Genomic DNA, 18,374 nt, shown 5'->3' on the forward strand with positions numbered 1-18,374 from the left:
GATTAGATAAAGGGACTTGAGTGGTGTCATTGTGCCGCTATTAGCATTTGTATATAAGGGCGCGGAACTGTCAATCGAAGTGGCCTAAGGCCTACGTACTGACAAATATGCCAAGGAGGCGATCCGATGAAATGTTTCACCATCCTATGTGCACTCGCAGCGGCCATGCTGCTTTCAGGATGTGTCTCCGACCCTTGGATGAAAGACGTTTCGGTGAGGTTGCCGGCGACTTCGTTTGATAACCAAGACGAGCAAATTCGCATTGGCTACCTAGCACGGTATCTGGCGGACGCGGATGCGCGGGCCCGCTTAGAGAGCCGTGTCTTAGAAACGGAGTATGTGCGGCAATGGGATGCAGTTGATCATTCAACATTCACATCCATGTCGGCAGATTTGGCTGTGGGGCAGTTTGGCTCGGCAGCAGGTGATGCGTTGGGCGCCTCTGTTCTAGTGCTCGGAATGCTGAGCGGAGACGGAAGCCTGAAGTATATCAGCCAGGCATTTATGCCTGATGAATTCGATGGCAAGCCGTTACGTACCTCTGAAGAGGTACGGGGCGCGCTGATGACAATGATGGATCGCCGCCTGCAGTCGGTTGCTGGAGCGCTGAACGCTAAGCTCGCTTGCTTCTACGGGTGTGAATCATCAAGCCGGATTTACCGCATGGTCCTCGGTGGGCAAGTGTTGGCGAGCCGTTATCCGTACCTGCCAGAGCAATTTCTTGTGGCGGTGAATATCGGAGAAGTTGAAGCTGTTACGTCGACCGACCCTATCAGCGCATTGGTCGGCTTCCCTGTGAAGTGGAAGACCCAGCAGGGAAACAGTGCTTCTGTTCGGATGTTCGACAAACCGGCCTTGCTGACCAGGGGGGCTCTCGAAATCGCTAGGGACAGTAATGGGTTTGTTAGTCCAGTAGGTTGGCGATCCATGGACCATACGACGATTGGCACGCAAATTATAGCGACGCTTTACGCCTCTCCTCATTTGATATGGGGCGCGCAGCGTGGGCTTCCGAACCGGATCTTCTACAACGGCCACGCGTACGGCTTCATATCTAATGGGCGCCCTGAGTTCGTTAACAAGCGCCTCTCAGTGCCACTCCTCCCAGTCACCGGGCCCGCACTTGATACGAAGCGATAGTCTCACGACTTGCTAGTTCATCTTGATAGGCCACCATCCGCTTGAATCGCTTGTCGGGAGAGGATACATGCGGGATTTTTCATTGCGGCTCAATGAGATTTTGGAGATGGCCGAGCGGACCCCAGGCTTCTTCGAGGTGGAAATAAGGTTCATCGCGCTTTCCCGGGGAAGGCGGCCTTGATTTTCAGGAAGAAGTATTCCGAGTCCCGGAATCCATAGGCCATGCGCTTGATCACCTTGATGCGGTTGTTAACACCCTCAAGGACGCTGGTATGCATGTGGAAGCGAGCACTGGCAAGGATGCCTCGGGCGTATTTGCGCAGGTTGCGAGCAAAGCGTTGCAGCGGTGCGAGGCCGCTCTCGCGAGCATGTCGCAGCCAGGTTCGCCAGCGTCGCCAACCCTCTCGTACGCTGGGGGCGTACCAGACATCCTTCAGGGCATCCTTGAGTACATAGACCGTAGCCAGCGGCTGGTTGGCCGCGAGCAGTTCCTGTAACTGCACGGCCTGTCCGTCCTTCAGGTTGTCGCGATTGCGCAGCAGCAGCCAACGACTCTGTTTGACCGCCTTTCGTGCCGGCTTGTCTTCGCGCAGGAGGTTGGCCTGGTCGACCCGGATTCGGTCGATCACATCTCGCCCGTAGCGCGCCACCACATGAAACAAGTCGTACACCACTTCGGCTTGAGGGCAATGTTGCTTCACCTCCAGGTCGAAAGCCGTGTTCATGTCCATGGCCACCGCTTCGATCCGTTGGCAGTGCTCGCCGAGCAATTCAAAGAACGGGCGGATCGCCTCGCGGCTGTTGCCGTGGCCGACCCACAGCACCCGTGTTCGCTCGGCATCCATGATTACCGTGGCGTAGCGATGCCCCTTGTGCAAGGCGAATTCGTCCATCACCAAGCGGCGGACGTCGCTCGAATTGAAGGTGCCTACCTCAGCTTCCAAGCGGCGTTTGTCGAGCGTTTTGAGGGTGTGCCAGTGCAGGCCGCTGAGGCGGCTGACGTGGCTAATCGGCAGCAGTCGCAGCAAGCTTTCGAGCCAGATCCGTAACCGCTGGGTCAGGCGAGATGCAGGCTCCAGCCAGTCGACCCGCTCGGTCACCCGACCACAGTTCAGGCAATCGACTCGGCGCACTGGTAGTTGAAGCAGGACGCGCTGATCGAACAAATCACGATCGCGCACCAGACGAATCCGGCGCTCATGAATCAAAGGGCTGAGCTGGCCACAACGCCCGCATTTGGGAACCGAGCCGGCTTGAGGCTCAAGCTCAATCAGAAGGGAGTTGTTGGCGGATGAGCGACAGGCAACGGCTTCATAGCCTGGCCAGAAAGCAGCAAGATCAATAGGATGCACGGCGACAGCAGGGACAGGTGAAGGGTGTGTTTGGCGACTGCCAATTTACCTGCTTCCCTGACTGTCAACTCGCTCTTCCCCCAGAATCCGCGAAGAACCGGAAATAAGCTTTTGCATCAGGCTGCACGAGGGGAACGAGAGTTATTTTCTGCGCCTGGTCTCTGACGCTGATAGCTTGGAAGTGCCACATCAAGCTTGCTTGGCTTCGCCGTCTACCAATAGCTGGTTCTAGGAGCTGGCATGATTAAGCAGCTATTAAGAGCATGGCTACGGCCTAAAAGTATCGGTGAAGGATATATAACAATCATTTACCCTCAGCGAGGTCGAGGCGTGGTCATCCATGACACGCTTACCAAGGGGGCAACGTACAGCGGGTCCGGCATCGCCTACGCTGAAGAGCTTGAAGAGCTTGAAGAGCTTGAAGAGCTTGAAGAGCTTGAAGAGCTTGAAGAGCTTGAAGAGCTTGAAGAGCTTGAAGTACTCAAACCAATGTTTGAGTTCAACCCGGCGACAGGCCTCCCAATGGTCAGCGATTGCTTCGATGCTGGAGGGAACGCGTTCGGCTTCGGGGATGATTGAGGGATGGTCTGAAGTAGCCATGCATTTCCGGCTGACTTCAGCCTCCGCCGATTTTGAAAGCGGCAAACCGATCAAAAACGATCAGATAACCAGCTCATTTCGGTGTTTCTAGCCGCCGAGAACACCTCGCGGCGGCCATTTCCTGCATTACAGGCGCACCTCTCCTGCATTGGTCAGCAAATGTCGGCGTGCCATCCACAGGTTCGACAACGCGAACAGCGTCACCAGTTGCGCAGTATTCTTGGCCAAGCCACGGAAGCGCGTCTTCACATAACCGAACTGCCGCTTGATCACCCTAAACGGGTGCTCAACCTTGGCCCGTACCTGAGCCTTGGCTTTCTCGATCTTGCGTCTGGCTTTGTACAGCGCGCTGCTCTTGCCCAGCTTTTTGTAAGTGCTGCGCCGTGCTGCCACCTGCCAAATCACTTCGCGGCCATCATGCTCGGCACGCTTCTCGACGCCGGTATAACCCGCATCGGCGCAGACCACGTTTTCCTCGCCATGCAGCAACTTGTCGACCTGGGTGACGTCCGCCACGTTAGCCGCCGTACCTACCACGCTATGCACCAGGCCCGATTCGTCATCGACGCCGATGTGGGCCTTCAGTCGGGTAAAGCAGGAGTGTTACCACTCCTGCCTCCCCTAAGAACCGTACTTGAGAGTCACCCCTCATACGGCTCAAGCCTTCCAGCAGCCTGAGTGAGACTGGGTAACCTGACGATGCGCTCTTCGGCGCTCAAGGTAAAACGTCCATGCCGGATCGAACGGGTTCGCTGCACTGCATATTTTGATATGCCGCACGATCGAAACACTGGCGGCGGCATACAGCCAAGCGGGTTGACTCATGCCGCGCGCTTTCTCCTGGGTGGCGAAAACCCAGTGCCGTTGACCCACGACACGAAAGTAGCGTTGTTTTACCCAATGGGCACTTTTCATGGCGTGCCGGCGAACTGCCCAGCGCCATAACACTTGCCAAATCTGATGGTCGATCCATGCGAAACGCTTGGCGGCGACAACATGGCGATGATACATGGCCCATCCTCGGATCACCGGGTTCAGGGTCAAGATCAAGTTAGCTTGAGTCGCCGTCTTGTTTGCGTTCGCGATTTCCCGCACCTTATCCAGCAATGCCTTCACACTCTTGCGAGCCGGAGTGATGAGTAGCTTGCCGGCGTACTTGCGTACGTTCTGGCCCAGAAAATCGAAGCCTTGCGAGATATGCGTTATCTGAGTCTTTTCATCAGAGAGTTCCAAGCCTCGCTCTTTCAGGAACGCCTCAATTGCAGGACGAACCTGATGTTGCAAAACAGCTTTCGTGGCCCCTGTGATGATGAAGTCATCGGCATATCGTACGACGTGTATCTTGAATGGCTTACGCTTGCGCGCTGTCGAAGCCACGCTTGCATGGACGACATCTTCCAGGCCATCCAGCGTCCAATTCGCAAGTACCGGAGAGATGATTCCCCCTTGCGGGGTTCCTGCCTCCGTTGCGAACAAGGCTCCCTGATCGACATACCCCGCTCGAAGCCATTTGCGCAGAACCACCTTATCCATGGGCACGTTGGTGAGCAGCCAATCGTGACTGATATTGTCGAAACAGCCTCGAATGTCAGCTTCCAGTACCCAATGCGCCGAACCACGTTTCGCCAGTGCATTGAAGCAATGTGCGATTGCATCGGCAGTGGATCGCTGCGGCCGAAATCCATAGGAGTTGGGGTCTGCACGCGTTTCGGCAACCGGCTCAAGTGCCAGTTTCCACAGCGCCTGCATCGCACGATCCCGCATCGTTGGAATTCCCAGCGGACGCTTCTTGCCATTGCTTTTGGGTATGTAGATGCGTCTCAGCGGTTGAGGCCGATAGCCCCGATGCTGTAACGCTTGTGCTCCCGTCGATTTAGCCACCGGAGTCGACCAGATCTTGCCATCAACGCCCGGTGTTCTCTTGCCTCTGTTTTCCGTCACTCGTTTCACGGCCAACAGTTTGCCGCTGAACGAGCGAGTCAGCAGTCGTTGCAAGGCTTGCACCTTGCCCCACCTGCCTTCTCGTGTTGCCTTGGCGATACGTACCTGGAGTCGTTTCACTTGCGACTCGATCTGGTTCCAGTGTTGGGGCCAGGCCGATATGAAGTTCGAAGGCGCACCAATGCTCGCCGTTGCTTGCGCATTGGGTGCGAACACTGCCATCTGCTTTCCTCCGTACAACGATTGATCAGGTTTTCTCGCCATGGAAGACCGTGTGGAAGTCTGCTCGCTTTCGCGCCAGATGATGTTTCAATCTGTATTCACCCCATTACAGGGTGACCTTCGCTTTTTCCACATTCCTTTACCCGCAGCATCAACAGCTTGCTTTACAGCTCACCTGCCGAAATCGGCAACGCTACGGGCTTACCCTGTTCCGCATGGATTTCCGAACGGGTCGGGCTCCTCGATTTCGCCGGCGGCACCACATCCACGAGGGGCTATCGGTAAGAGCCCCTGCCTGGCCGCGCACCTTTTGGTTCAAGCCTGTCAGCATCTTTGGCTTGGCTACTATGACGACGTTTATATGAGATTCACTTGTGTTAGCCGTACCCGTTCATCCCTAGCACCTCTCCGCCTTGATGCTGGCAGATTCAGTCTGGCCTCGCGGTTCGACCTACCGAAATATCGGCGGTTACATTGTCCCCAGAGCTTCAGACCCGGCTGTTGCCGGCCACGCCTGTCTGGGTAGGGAACGAGTGGTGGAACAGTCGGTTCCGTCGGGCGTTAACCTGCGGAACAGAAACCCATGCGACTTTCAGGTCGCACTGCCAAAGTAATACTGGTTGCCCTTCTTGGTCTGGTGCATCTCTGGGTCGCGCTTGCCGTCTTTGTTCTTGGTCGAACTCGGCGCATTGATCAGCGTGGCATCGACGATGGTGCCTTGGCGCAGCGACAGGCCACGGTCACCCAGGTAGCCATTGATCACGGCCAGGATGCCAGCAGCCAGTTCGTGTTTCTCCAGCAGGCGACGGAAGTTGAGGATGGTGGTTTCGTCGGGGATACGCTCCAGGCTCAGCCCCGCGAACTGCCGCAGGATGGTGGTCTCGTACAGTGCCTCCTCCATCGCTGGATCGCTATAACCGAACCAGTTTTGCATTAGATGAACCCGCAGCATTGCCATCAACGGGTACGCCGGACGGCCACCTTCACCCTTGGGGTAATGCGGCTCGATCAGGGCAATCAACCCCTTCCACGGCACCACCCGATCCATCTCGATCAGGAACAGCTCTTTGCGGGTCTGCTTGCGCTTGCCGGCGTACTCGGCATCGGCGAAGGTCATCTGCTTCATCAGAAAACTCGGTGGGTGGCGTTCGGCTATTTTGCCAAAATCAGAAAGTCTTTTTCAGACTGTCCTGAGCAGTAGTCTGTGAAGACACAGTCCGAAGCCGACAGTAAGAACGTGAAGTTCCTCTTGTTCTTAGTGATAATCCGAGCCTGCTCTGCTTGGATGGTTACGTCTCATGGAACTGATCGACAACATCAACGCGCTGCTCGGCGAGGATCTCAAGGGCCAGCTCAAGCCCGGTGCCAAGCTGAAGATCGCCGCCTCCTGCTTTTCCATATACGCCTATGTGGCATTGAAGAAGGAGCTGGAGTGCATCGACTCCCTGGAGTTCGTCTTCACCTCGCCAACCTTCGTGCCCGGCGAAGCCAGTGACAAGCTGAAGAAGGAGCAGCGCGAGTTCCACATCCCCAAGGCCGAACGCGAACGCAGCATCACCGGCAGTGAGTTCGAGATCCAGCTGAAGAACAAGCTCACCCAGAAGGCCATTGCTCGCGAGTGCGCAGACTGGATTCGGCGCAAGGCGACCTTTCGCTCCAACCGAGGCCAGGCGCCGATGCAGCCTTTCATCGGAGTGAAAGGGCAGGCGGAAGATGCCGTCTACATGCCGGTGCAGGGCTTCACCGCCGTGGACCTGGGCTACCAGAGAGGCAACGCGCTCTCCAACATCGTCACCCGTTTCGACGAGCCATCCCACACGGGCATGTTCCTCAACCTGTTCGAGCAGATCTGGAACGACCCGGACAAGCTGGAAGATGTCACCGCGCGCCTCTGCGAGCACATCGCCTCGGTCTATCAGGAGAACGCGCCCGAGCGAATTTACTTCCTGATGCTCTACAACATCTTCCGCGAGTTCTTGGACGACGTCAGCGAGGACGTGCTGCCCAATGAGCTCACCGGCTACCAGGACACCCTGATCTGGCAGAAGCTGTTCAACTTCCAGCGTGATGCGGCGACCGGGCTGATCAACAAGCTGGAAACCTACAACGGCTGCATCCTGGCCGACAGCGTGGGCCTGGGCAAAACCTTCACCGCGCTGGCTGTGATCAAGTACTACGAGCTGCGCAACAAATCCGTCCTGGTGCTCTGCCCGAAGAAGCTGGCCGACAACTGGCTGAACTACAACCAGAACCTCAAGACCAACATCTTCGCCAAGGACCGCTTCAACTACGACGTGCTGTGTCACACCGACCTCAGCCGTACCCGCGGAACCTCGCTGGGCATCCCGCTGGACCGGGTCAACTGGGGCAATTACGACCTGGTGGTGATCGACGAGTCGCACAACTTCCGCAACAACGACGCCTACAAGGACAAGGAAACCCGCTACCAGCGGCTGATGAACCAGGTCATCCGCCAGGGGGTGAAGACCAAGGTACTGATGCTCTCGGCCACCCCGGTCAACAACCGCTTCAACGACCTGAAGAACCAGCTGGCCCTGGCCTACGAAGGCGACAGCGAGGCGCTGAGCAAACGCCTGCGCGGCGACCAGGACATCGAGCAGATCTTCCGTCGCGCCCAAGCCGCCTTCAACGCCTGGTCCAACCTGCCAGCGGAGAAGCGCACCGCCACGGCGATCCTCAACAGCCTAGATTTCGACTTCTTCGAGCTGCTCGACAGCGTGACCATCGCCCGCTCGCGCCGGCATATCGAGACGTTCTACAACACCGCTGACATCGGTCGCTTCCCCGAGCGCCGCAAGCCGCTGTCCTTCCACTGCCCGCTGACCCAGCGCAGTGACGTGATCGGCTTCAACGAGATCTTCGACCAGCTCTCGCTGCTCAAGCTCGCCGTGTATGCGCCGGTCAGCTACATCCTGCCCAGCCGGCTGAGGAAATACGAAGAGCTGTACGACACCCAGACCGAAGGCGGGCGCGGCAAGCTCAAACAGGCCGACCGCGAGAAGAGCCTGCAGGCGCTGATGACCACCAACCTGCTCAAGCGCCTGGAAAGCTCGGTGGAAGCCTTCCGCCTGACCCTGGAAAGCCTGCAGGCCAGCCACCGCAACGCGCTGGAGAAGATCGCCAACTTCCGCAAGACCGGCCTGGAGAGCGGCTTTGCCGACGTCTCGGCGGCCTTCGAGGATGTCGATTTCGACGCTGACAGCCTGCCGGTGCCGGGCGACTTCAGCATCGGCAAGAAGATCACCATCAACCTGGCCGACATGGATCTGCCCTCCTGGGAGCAGGACCTGCAGACCGACCTCTTGTACATCGACGAACTGCTCGGCGAGATGCACAAGGTCACCCCGGCCGATGATGCCAAGCTGCAGCACCTGAAAACCCAGATCGCCAGCAAGCTCGCCTCACCGATCAACCCCGGCAACCGCAAGGTGCTGATCTTCACCGCCTTCGCCGACACCGCCAATTACCTCTACGACAACCTGGCCAGCGACCTGCAGCGCCACCACCAGGTGCATACCGGCAAGGTCACCGGCAGCGATGCGCCCAAGTCGACCCTCGGCAACATGCCCGGCAGCCGGCAGAGCTATGACTTCCAGGGCCTGCTGACCCTGTTCTCGCCGCGCTCCAAGGAAAAGGCCGCGATCTACCCGGAAGAGCCGCGGGAGATCGACATCCTGATCGGCACCGACTGCATCTCCGAAGGCCAGAACCTGCAGGACTGCGACTACCTGATCAACTACGACATCCACTGGAACCCGGTGCGCATCATCCAGCGCTTCGGCCGGGTCGACCGGATCGGTTCGCAGAACGCCAGCATCCAGCTGGTCAACTACTGGCCGGACATCAGTCTCGACGAGTACATCAACCTCAAGGAGCGGGTGGAAAACCGCATGATGATCGCCGACGTCACTGCGACCGGCGACGACAACGTGCTCAACGCCCAGGCCAACGATGTGGCCTACCGCAAGGAGCAGCTGCGCCGCCTGCAGGACGAAGTGATCGAGATGGAAGACCTCAAGACCGGCGTCTCCATCACCGATCTCGGCCTCAACGACTTCCGCATGGACCTGCTCAATTACATCAAGCAGCACGGCGAGCTGGACCACCTGCCCAATGGTCTGCATGCCGTAGTGCCGGCGCGCCCCGAGATGGGCCTGCTGCCCGGCGTGATCTTCACCCTGCGCAACCGCAACCATGGGGTGGACATCAACCAGCAGAACCGCCTCTACCCCTACTACCTGATCTACATCGGCACCGATGGCCGGGTCATCAGCGACCACACCGAAGCCAAGCGCCTGCTGGACCTGGCCCGTAGCGCCTGCAAGGGTTACAACCAGCCGATTGCCGAAGCCTACCAACGCTTCAACCAGGCCACCGATGATGGCCGCCAGATGCAGGCCTACTCCAACCTGCTCGATCAGGCCATTCGCGCCATGATCGAGGTGCAGGAAGAGAAGGACATCGACAGCCTGTTCAGTGGCGGCCGGACCACCGCGCTGTGTGACAGCATTACCGGCCTTGACGACTTCGAGCTCATCGCTTTCGTCGTGGTCATCTGAACCCCGCTCCTTGCCTTCATGGATGAATCCAAATGAAAAAAACACTCGCCGCAGCCATTCTTTCCGGCCTGTTCGCCACGGCGGCGACCGCCAGCACCGTGCCGTCCGAAGCGGACATCAAGCGCCAGGCCCTCGCGGTTGCCTACAAGCATGCCGAGAGTATTGGCTGCACGGACCCCGAGTACGTGAATCAGGAATTCATGACCCTGGTACCCTGGGCGGACTTGTACGACAGGGAGCTGGCCGAGTATGCCGTCATCTGGAACGGTGACATTGGCTGTGCCGGAGGCAGCGGCACGACCGGCGTCCACCTGTCGATCGTCAAGGTCGGCGCAGGCAACACCTTCTATGTAGACCCACACAAGTCTTCGCCGGTTACCGAGTTCGAGTTCTACTCCAGCACGGGTTACGATGCCGTCGTGGCCAACACCGGGGATGTGATCGTCATCGATGGTCGGGACTATGCCGAGAACGATGGCCGCTGCTGTCCAAGCCTGAAGGTGCGCTACACCCTCAAGCGCAATGAGGAAGGGCATTGGAAGCTGTTCAACAAGAAGGCCCTCTAGGCCTGTTCGTCGGCATGAGCCTCATGAGCTGCGGACAACTGTTCAAATTCCCGGAAAAGGCCAGGTTCGACCGGGTGATACCCAAGTCGAAGATCTACGAGCGCGCCAAGCCGGACAGCGCCCTGCGTGACACCTTCGTCAGCCAGGTCGAGCAGATCCGCTGGGCCTACAAGCTGGCTCCCGAGACCCTCAATCTGCCGGCGACCCGCACGGTCAGCGAGATTCAGGTGTTCCACATCGAGCTGCGCAGCGCAGGGCTGGATCATGCCGTGCTGCGTGCCATCGACAAGGCCATTCCGTTTCCGTTGCTCTTCGAGCTGACCTACGGTGGCCGGGTCAAGCTGGCCGCGGCCTGGAAGCGACCGAGCGAAGCCAATAGCAGCCACTGGGGGGTGGGCAACTACTTCGAGAGCAAGTGGCTGCCGGAAGACTCGCCCCGCCAGCCACTGCCCATTGTGCTGGACATGGCCGCTCTCTACGAGCAACTACTGAGCCCATTGGTGGCAGGCCAGAGCCAACCGGAGTCCGTGTCTGTCTCCACCGGAGAAGCGCCTGCCCCGTACTCAACCACAGTGCAGGTCGCTGCTGGCTCGGTCAGCCTCAGCCTGGAGCAGCGTATTGCTCTGGCCGAGCGCATCGCCGCCCAGAGCAAGGAGATCGAGCGGATCAAGGCGCGCCTTGGCCGCGAAAAACAGTTCAACAAGCGCGTAGCCATCAATGCCGAGCTGCGCGATGCCAGACAGGAATTGGAGCGGCTGACCCGCCAGCAGGCCGCTGCCGCACAACATTGAGAGAGACCCGATGGACAAACTGAAGATGCACAGCCCCGACCTGAGCCAGGAGAACATCGCGAAGATTCGCGAGCTGTTTCCCGGCTGCGTGACCGAGGCGCGCGACGAAAAGACCGGCAAGCTGCGTCTGGCGGTGGACTTCGATCAGCTCAGACAGGAGCTGAGTGGTCAGATCGTGGAAGGCCCACAGGAGAGGTATCGATTGGATTGGCCAGGTAAGCGTGAGGCGCTAGCTACTGCCAATGCACCGATTGCGAAAGCGTTGAGACCGTGCATAAGTAAAAGCTCTGACTTTGAAACGACCCAAAACTTATTCATAGAGGGGGACAATCTTGAGGCGCTGAAGCTTGTTCAAGAGTCCTATCTGGGGAAGGTAGGAATGATTTTTATCGACCCTCCCTACAATACAGGCAACGACTTCGTTTACGACGATGATTTCGTAGAAAGCTACGATGATTACCTCATAAGATCCAATCAACGCGACGCGACAGGAAGTCGTCTATTGGCTAACCCGGATACAAATGGCCGCTTCCATTCGGATTGGCTGTCGATGATGTACCCGCGCCTTAGGCTCGCACGTAATCTCTTGCGTGATGACGGGGTCATATTTATTACAATTGACGATGGGGAAGTTCATGGCCTGAAGCAAGTATGCGACGAAGTCTTTGGTGAAAACAACTTTATAGCCAATTTGATCTGGCAAAAGAAGTTCTCTCGTGCAAATGATGCCGCCTACTTCTCGACCATGCATGATCACATACTGTGTTATGCAAAAAACTCAAAACGAAATGGCAACGGCATGAAGTCTTGGGAGCTGCAGCTGCTGCCAAGAGGTGAGGATCTGCCTGCAGGATATGGGAATCCAGACAATGACACACGAGGGCATTGGACGTCCGTAGTTCTTTCCGCAAAGTCAGGCACGGAAAAATTGAAATATGAAATTATTACGCCTAGCGGGAGGAAATGCTTGCCACCGGACGGGCGTTACTGGGGGGTTAGCGAAGATAAGTTTGCTCAACTCGCAGCTGACAATAGAATCTGGTTTGGGAAGAGCGGCGATGGTACTCCTCGTTTAAAAACATTTTTGAGCGAAGTGCAAGATGGACTGCGCCCAAACACTATCTGGTTGCATAGCGACGTAGGTCACAATCAAGAAGGCCGACAAGAGCTCAAGAAGCTTTTTGAAGATAAGGCCTTCTTTGATAGCCCCAAGCCCGTTCGTTTGCTTAAAACAATAGTGAAACTCTGCCCTCCCGAAGATGATTTCATTGTGATGGATTTCTTCGCTGGGTCGGGCACAACGGCGCATGCTGTCATGGAAGCAAACGCAGAGGACGGTGCTAAAAGACGCTATGTAGTGATCCAGCTGCCAGAAGCGCTGGATGAAAATTCTGATGCATATCGAGAAGGATTTCAGAGCATTGCAGACGTGTGCAGGGAGCGTATTCGTCGTGCAGGGCAAAAAGTCCTGGGTGGTGACAGTCATCCCAGTTGGAACCGCGACGTTGGCTTCCGCGTCCTCAAGGTCGATACCTCCAATATGAAGGACGTCTACTACCGCCCGGATCAGCTGTCGCAGGCCGACCTGTTCGAGTCGGTGGACAACGTCAAGCCTGACCGTACCGCAGAAGACCTGCTGTTCCAGGTGCTGGTGGACTGGGGCGTGGACCTGACCCTGCCGATCCGCCGCGAAACCCTGCACGGCAAGACGGTGTTCTTCGTCGACGACAATGCGCTGGTCGCCTGCTTCGACCAAGGCATCAGCGAGGAGCTGGTCAAGGAACTGGCCAAGGCCGAACCGCTGCGCGTGGTATTCCGTGACAACGGCTTTGCTTCCGATGCGCTGAAGATCAACGTCGAACAGATCTTCCGCCAGCTGTCGCCGAGCACTGAAGTCAGGACGCTTTGACGGAGGCCGTAATGGATCATCAGGCTTTGCAGGCGTTGCTGGAGTCACTGGTCGAGCGCTGGGAAGGTGAGGTGGTGGAGTTCAAGCGCGCTGGTAATGACTATTCCAGCGACAAGATCGGCCGCTACTTCTCTGCCCTGGCCAACGAGGCGAACCTGCGTAATCAGGACCGTGCCTGGCTGGTGTTCGGTGTGGACAACCGCACCCGTTGGGTGGCGGATGGAGGTACTGACTACCGCCCGCAGCCCGAGCGTTTGCACAACCTGAAGATGGAAGTTTCCGACTCTACGGAGCCGAGCGTCACCCTGCGTGAAATCCATGAGTTGAAGCTGGACGAGGGTCGGGTACTGCTTTTCGAGATCCCCGCAGCACCGCTTGGCTTGCCGATTGCCTGGAAGGGGCATTATTACGCCCGCTCCGGGGAGAGCCTGACCCACCTGGGGCTCGATAAGCTCGACGAGATCCGCGCTCAGGTGGGCGCCGCCGATTGGTCGGCCCAGTTGGTGCCGGGCGCGAAGTTATCCCACCTGGACAGCGTTGCCCTGAATACGGCTCGCGAATCCTTTGCCAAGAAATACGCCAACCGGTTCGACCTGGACGAGGTGATGGGCTGGCCGGTTACTACTTTCCTCGACCGCGCCAAGTTGACGCGTGACGGGCAGATCACGCGGACGACCTTGCTGTTGCTTGGCAAGCTGGAGGCCGCCCATCTTTTGTCGCCCCACCCCGCGCAAATGACCTGGAGGCTGGAGGGGCCGGAGCGGGCCTACGAGCATTTTGACCCGCCGTTCCTGCTCGCCAGCAGCGACTTGTATCGCAGGATTCGCAACATTCAGGTGCGCCTATTGCCGGATGACCAATTGCTGGCGGTGGAACTGGCCAAGTACGACCAGAAGATTGTCCTCGAAGCTCTGCACAACTGCATTGCCCACCAGGATTACAGCCGCAATGGCCGAATCGTGGTGACGGAGTTTCCTGATCGTTTGGTGTTGGAGAATGAAGGTGGCTTTTTCGAGGGACAGCCTGCCGACTACATTGCTGGCACCCGCACGCCACGGCGCTACCGTAATCCTTTCCTGGCCCAGGCGATGGCTGAGCTGAACATGATCGACACCATGGGCTACGGCATCCATGACATGCACGCCCGCCAGGCCCGGCGCTTCTTTCCCATGCCGGATTACGACCTGAGTGAACCGCAGATGGTGCGGCTGACCATCCATGGTCAGGTGGTGGACCCGGCTTATAGCCGTCTGTTGATCCAAAAAACAGACCTGCCGCTGGAGGACGTGCTCGCCCTCGATCGAGTCCAGAAGAAGCTGGCGATTCCGGACGATGCGGTTTCGCGCCTCAAGCGCGCCGGGCTGATTGAAGGCCGCAAGCCTAACTTCCATGTCTCCGCAAGCGTTGCCAAAGTCACTGCCAGTAAGGCGGACTACATCCGTACCCGCGCCCAAGACGACGAGTTCTACGCCAAGCTGCTTACAGATTATCTGGAGCGCTTCGAGCAAGCCAGCCGTGCAGAGATCAACCAGCTCCTGCTCGACAAGCTTAGTGATGCGCTGGACCCGCAGCAAAAATACAACAAGATCAGCACGTTGCTGACGAAGCTGAGGCGCCGCGGGGTCATTGTGAACACGGGTTCAGATACCGCATCTTGCTGGAAAATTGCAGAGAGCTTCAAAAGAGAAAAATAGAGAGCCTGCAAAGAGATCTTGGTAAAGCCATTAAAAATCAATAGGTTACAGTTATTTGTAGGCTGCAGCCTGCAGAGAGCTTGCAGAGAAGGTCAGTGGTGAGATGAAACTCAAATTCAAAGTACAGCCCTACCAGACCCATGCTGTCGAGTCCGTGGTGGACTGCTTTGCCGGCCAGCCACTGAGCAATGGCTTGACCTATCGCATTGATCCTGGCCAGCAAAGCCAGGCGAACGCTTTCGAGGATGGCTTCAAGAACGTCGACCTTGTCTTGAGCGACATGCAGTTGCTGGAGAACATCCAGAAGGTTCAGCGTCGGCAGAACCTGCCGGTATCCCAGACTCTAGTCGAGTTCACCACGTTCGATGCCAAGGGTGCCCGCGTGCCGGTCAAGGCGACCTACAAGAAGGAGGCACTGGCGGCTTCGCGGATCCACCTCGATGTAGAAATGGAGACCGGCACCGGAAAAACTTACTGCTACATCAAGACGATTTTCGAACTGAACAAGCGCTACGGTTGGTCGAAGTTCATCATCATGGTGCCGTCGATTGCCATCCGCGAAGGTGTGCAGAAGTCGCTGCAGATCACCGCCGACCATTTCACTGAAGGCTACGGCAAGAAGGCTCGGTTTTTTACCTACAACTCTAAGCGGCTGCATGAGCTGGAGAGCTACTCCTCAGATGCCGGCATCAACGTGATGGTGATGAACATCCAGGCATTCAATGCCCGTGGTGCTGACAATCGCCGCATCTACGACGAGCTGGATGACTTCCAGTCGCGCAAGCCCATCGACGTGATCGCCGCCAACCGTCCGATCCTGATTCTGGATGAGCCGCAGAAGATGGAAGGTGCCGCCACCATGGAGGCTTTGCCCAAGTTCAAGCCGCTAATGATTCTGCGCTACTCGGCCACCCACCGTACGCTGCACAACCGTATTCACCGCCTCGACGCACTGGATGCCTACAACCAGAAGCTCGTAAAGAAGATCGCCGTGCGTGGTATCCAGACGCGCGGGCAGGCCGGCACCAATAGTTATCTGTACCTGGAGGGCATCGACATCTCCAGCAAGGCGCCAGTGGCGCGCATCGAGCTTGAGGTGAAACTGAAGTCTGGAGAGATCAAACGCCAGCTGCGCCGCCTGGCATTTCGCGATGATTTGTTTGTGCTATCCGGCGAGCTGGACCAGTACCGCGACGGTTTTGTCATCAGCCAGATCGACGCCAATAGCGATACCGTGGAGTTCACCAACGGCCTGGTGCTGAAGGCCGGTGAGGCCAATGGTGATGTGTCCGAGCGCGACATCCGCCGCATTCAGATTCGCGAAACCATCAAGGCCCACCTGGACCGGGAGAAACAGCTGTTCGCCCAGGGCATCAAGGTGCTGTCCCTGTTCTTTATCGATGAGGTGGTGAAGTACCGTGACTACAGCCAAGCCGATGAGAAGGGCGATTATGCTCGGACCTTTGAAGAGGAATACCAGCAGCTGAAAGACGAGTACCTGTCGGAGCTGGACCTGGACAATCATGCTTATCGCCAGTACCTCTCAGGAATCGACGCGCAGGCCACCCACAATGGCTATTTCTCCATCGACAAGAAAACCAACCGCCTGAAAGACCCGGCCGTAGGGGCCAGGGCGGTCGATTCGGATGATGTAGACGCCTATGACCTGATACTCAAGGACAAGGAGCGGCTGCTGTCGTTTGCCGAGCCTACCCGCTTCATTTTCTCTCATTCCGCGTTGCGCGAAGGTTGGGACAATCCGAACGTTTTCGTCATGTGCATGCTCAAGCACAGCGACAACAGCATCTCCCGCCGTCAGGAAGTGGGGCGCGGCTTGCGGCTATGTGTAGACCAGCATGGCGACCGTGTAGACCATCCGGCCGTGGTACACGACGTTAACGTGCTCACGGTGATTGCCAGCGAAAGCTATCAGAGCTTCGTGGCCGGGCTGCAGCAGGAGATCGCCGAAACCCTCACGGCACGGCCTCGCCAGGCTACCGAAAGCTACTTCACCGGCAAGGTGTTGAGCACCGAGCAAGGGCCGGTCGAAGTGACGCCGGCCATGGCTAAGCAGATCTATCGGTACCTGGCGAAAAATGACTACACCGACGATACGGACCAGATCGCAGAGGCATACCACCAGGATAAAGCCGCTGGCACGCTGGCATCCTTGCCGGCAGAGCTGCAGCCGTATGCCGATCATATTTTCGAGCTGATCGACAGCGTGTTCAGCGATGGGCAGTTGCCCAGGGTGGACGACGGCCGCAAGCCCAAGACCAATCCGCGCAACGCGAATTTCGACAAGAAGGAGTTCCAGGAGCTCTGGAACCGGATCAACCGCAGGGCGGTGTACCGCGTCGAGTTCGACTCGCCCGAGCTGGTGCGCAAGTGCATCGCTGCGCTCGACAGCAAGCTGCGTGTTACCCCACTGCAATACTCGGTGCACAAGGGCATCCAGCACAGCGGCCTGACGGATGAGCAACTGCGTGCTGGCGATGGCTTCAAGGTGGAAGAAACGGCGACCGAGTACGCCGACTCCATTCATTCGACGGTTCGCTATGACCTGCTAGGCAAGGTTTCCGCGGCTTCACAGCTGACCCGCCAGACCACAGCTGAGATTCTGCAAGGTATTCAGCCTGCGGTGTTCAAGCAGTTCAGCCAGAACCCGGAGCATTTCATTGCCGAAGCGTCGCGACTGATCATCGAGCAGAAAGCCGCGATGGTCATTGAGCGGCTGGTGTATGACGAGCTGGATCAGCAGCACGACGTGTCGATCTTCACTGCCAACCAGGTAGGCCAGGACTTCTCCCGTGCCTCGGCAAAGCTGAGCAAACATATTTACGACTACGCCATCGTTGACTCCGATATCGAGCGCCGTTTTGTGCAGGAGCTGGATACCAGCAGCGAGGTGGTGGTGTACGCCAAACTCCCGCGCGGCTTCCTGATTCCGACCCCGGTGGGCGATTACAACCCGGACTGGGCAATTTCGTTCCGCGAGGGTAGCGTGCGGCATATTTATTTCGTGGCTGAAACCAAGGGGTCCATGTCCTCGCTGAAGCTGCGAGAGATCGAAAAGACCAAGATCGAATGCGCGCGCAGGTTCTTCGATGAGATTAGCCAGCGTGTCACGCAGGACCGCGTCAGGTACGACGTGGTGACCGATTACGCACAGCTGATGGACATCGTGGCGCCTGTAGTTTGCTGATAGTCCGAGCCGCCCGACTTGGGCCAGTTTGGGTTCGCGCGCCCCAATTAAGCCCCAAGATGGCAAAGGTAGGGGGTGTTGCTTTGCAATTCTCCCCGTCTCTGCTACCCCCACTCGGCACTATATTATCTAGTTGCCGCATGGGGGCGACTCGGCACAAGGGAAATTTCCTGCCGACTCCCCCTCCACTCGGCATATGTTCACGCATCTTCATCACTTGGCTTCTTTATCGAGCCTGATTAGCCGGAGCATTACTCCGGTAAGTGCCTTTCAAGCCGAGTTCCGTTCCCTGCACTGTCTGTAATAACCGCAACGCGCCCGTAGTCTGGCCAGCGGATCCTGGAAGTTCGGAATGTCGCGGAAAGCTGAGTAAT

10 protein-coding genes and 2 pseudogenes are annotated in these 18,374 nt (G+C 57.6%); 8 read left to right on the plus strand and 4 right to left on the minus strand.

Annotated features, from left to right (window positions below; genetic code table 11):
- The first annotated feature begins 126 nt into the window (after window positions 1-126).
- Complete coding sequence (locus tag VF716_RS10375) at window positions 127-1,140, plus strand: hypothetical protein (RefSeq protein ID WP_125912557.1); 1,014 nt, start codon at window positions 127-129, stop codon at window positions 1,138-1,140.
- A 149-nt stretch (window positions 1,141-1,289) separates the two neighbouring features.
- On the opposite strand, the gene VF716_RS10380 is transcribed toward VF716_RS10375, so the two are convergent.
- On the minus strand, window positions 1,290-2,492 hold the full coding sequence (locus VF716_RS10380; protein WP_079761896.1) for an ISL3 family transposase: 1,203 nt from the start codon (window positions 2,490-2,492) through the stop codon (window positions 1,290-1,292).
- Window positions 2,493-2,732: 240 nt separating this feature from the next.
- On the opposite strand from VF716_RS10380, the gene VF716_RS10385 reads away from it, so the two are divergent.
- Window positions 2,733-3,071: a hypothetical protein gene (locus VF716_RS10385; RefSeq protein WP_197861476.1), complete on the plus strand. Its 339-nt coding sequence runs from the start codon at window positions 2,733-2,735 to the stop codon at window positions 3,069-3,071.
- Between the two features lie 147 nt (window positions 3,072-3,218).
- On the opposite strand, the pseudogene VF716_RS10390 reads toward VF716_RS10385, so the two are convergent.
- The 3 genes and pseudogenes from VF716_RS10390 to VF716_RS10400 form a co-directional block, all read right to left on the minus strand.
- Window positions 3,219-3,677, minus strand: a pseudogene (locus VF716_RS10390) (IS5-like element ISPst7 family transposase); the annotation flags it as partial.
- 72 nt (window positions 3,678-3,749) lie between these two features.
- Complete coding sequence (gene ltrA / locus VF716_RS10395; protein WP_011911882.1) at window positions 3,750-5,255, minus strand: group II intron reverse transcriptase/maturase; 1,506 nt, start codon at window positions 5,253-5,255, stop codon at window positions 3,750-3,752.
- A gap of 604 nt (window positions 5,256-5,859) precedes the next feature.
- A pseudogene (locus VF716_RS10400) lies at window positions 5,860-6,381 on the minus strand (IS5-like element ISPre1 family transposase); the annotation flags it as partial.
- A 172-nt stretch (window positions 6,382-6,553) separates the two neighbouring features.
- Here VF716_RS10400 and VF716_RS10405 point away from each other — a divergent pair.
- The 6 genes from VF716_RS10405 to VF716_RS10430 all read left to right on the plus strand — a co-directional run bounded on the left by VF716_RS10405 (window position 6,554) and on the right by VF716_RS10430 (window position 18,000).
- Window positions 6,554-9,835 carry a helicase-related protein gene (locus VF716_RS10405; protein WP_440552663.1) on the plus strand — a complete coding sequence of 1,094 codons (3,282 nt, stop codon included), beginning with the start codon at window positions 6,554-6,556 and terminating at the stop codon, window positions 9,833-9,835.
- 32 nt (window positions 9,836-9,867) lie between these two features.
- The gene (locus VF716_RS10410; protein WP_111482093.1) at window positions 9,868-10,401 is read left to right on the plus strand and encodes a hypothetical protein; all 534 of its coding nucleotides are present in this window, start codon (window positions 9,868-9,870) and stop codon (window positions 10,399-10,401) included.
- A 23-nt stretch (window positions 10,402-10,424) separates the two neighbouring features.
- Window positions 10,425-11,192 (plus strand): DUF4391 domain-containing protein, encoded by a 768-nt coding sequence (locus VF716_RS10415; protein ID WP_111482092.1) that lies wholly within the window; start codon window positions 10,425-10,427, stop codon window positions 11,190-11,192.
- Window positions 11,193-11,202: 10 nt separating this feature from the next.
- On the plus strand, window positions 11,203-13,101 hold the full coding sequence (locus tag VF716_RS10420; protein ID WP_440552664.1) for a site-specific DNA-methyltransferase: 1,899 nt from the start codon (window positions 11,203-11,205) through the stop codon (window positions 13,099-13,101).
- A gap of 11 nt (window positions 13,102-13,112) precedes the next feature.
- Window positions 13,113-14,795: an RNA-binding domain-containing protein gene (locus VF716_RS10425; protein WP_020306878.1), complete on the plus strand. Its 1,683-nt coding sequence runs from the start codon at window positions 13,113-13,115 to the stop codon at window positions 14,793-14,795.
- Between the two features lie 103 nt (window positions 14,796-14,898).
- A complete protein-coding gene (locus tag VF716_RS10430; RefSeq protein ID WP_020306877.1) occupies window positions 14,899-18,000 on the plus strand; it encodes a type III restriction-modification system endonuclease in 3,102 nt (1,033 codons plus the stop codon).
- The last annotated feature ends 374 nt before the right edge of the window (window positions 18,001-18,374 follow it).

The organism is Stutzerimonas sp. Brlt_14, assembly GCF_051948915.1.
Lineage (GTDB): Bacteria > Pseudomonadota > Gammaproteobacteria > Pseudomonadales > Pseudomonadaceae > Stutzerimonas > Stutzerimonas stutzeri.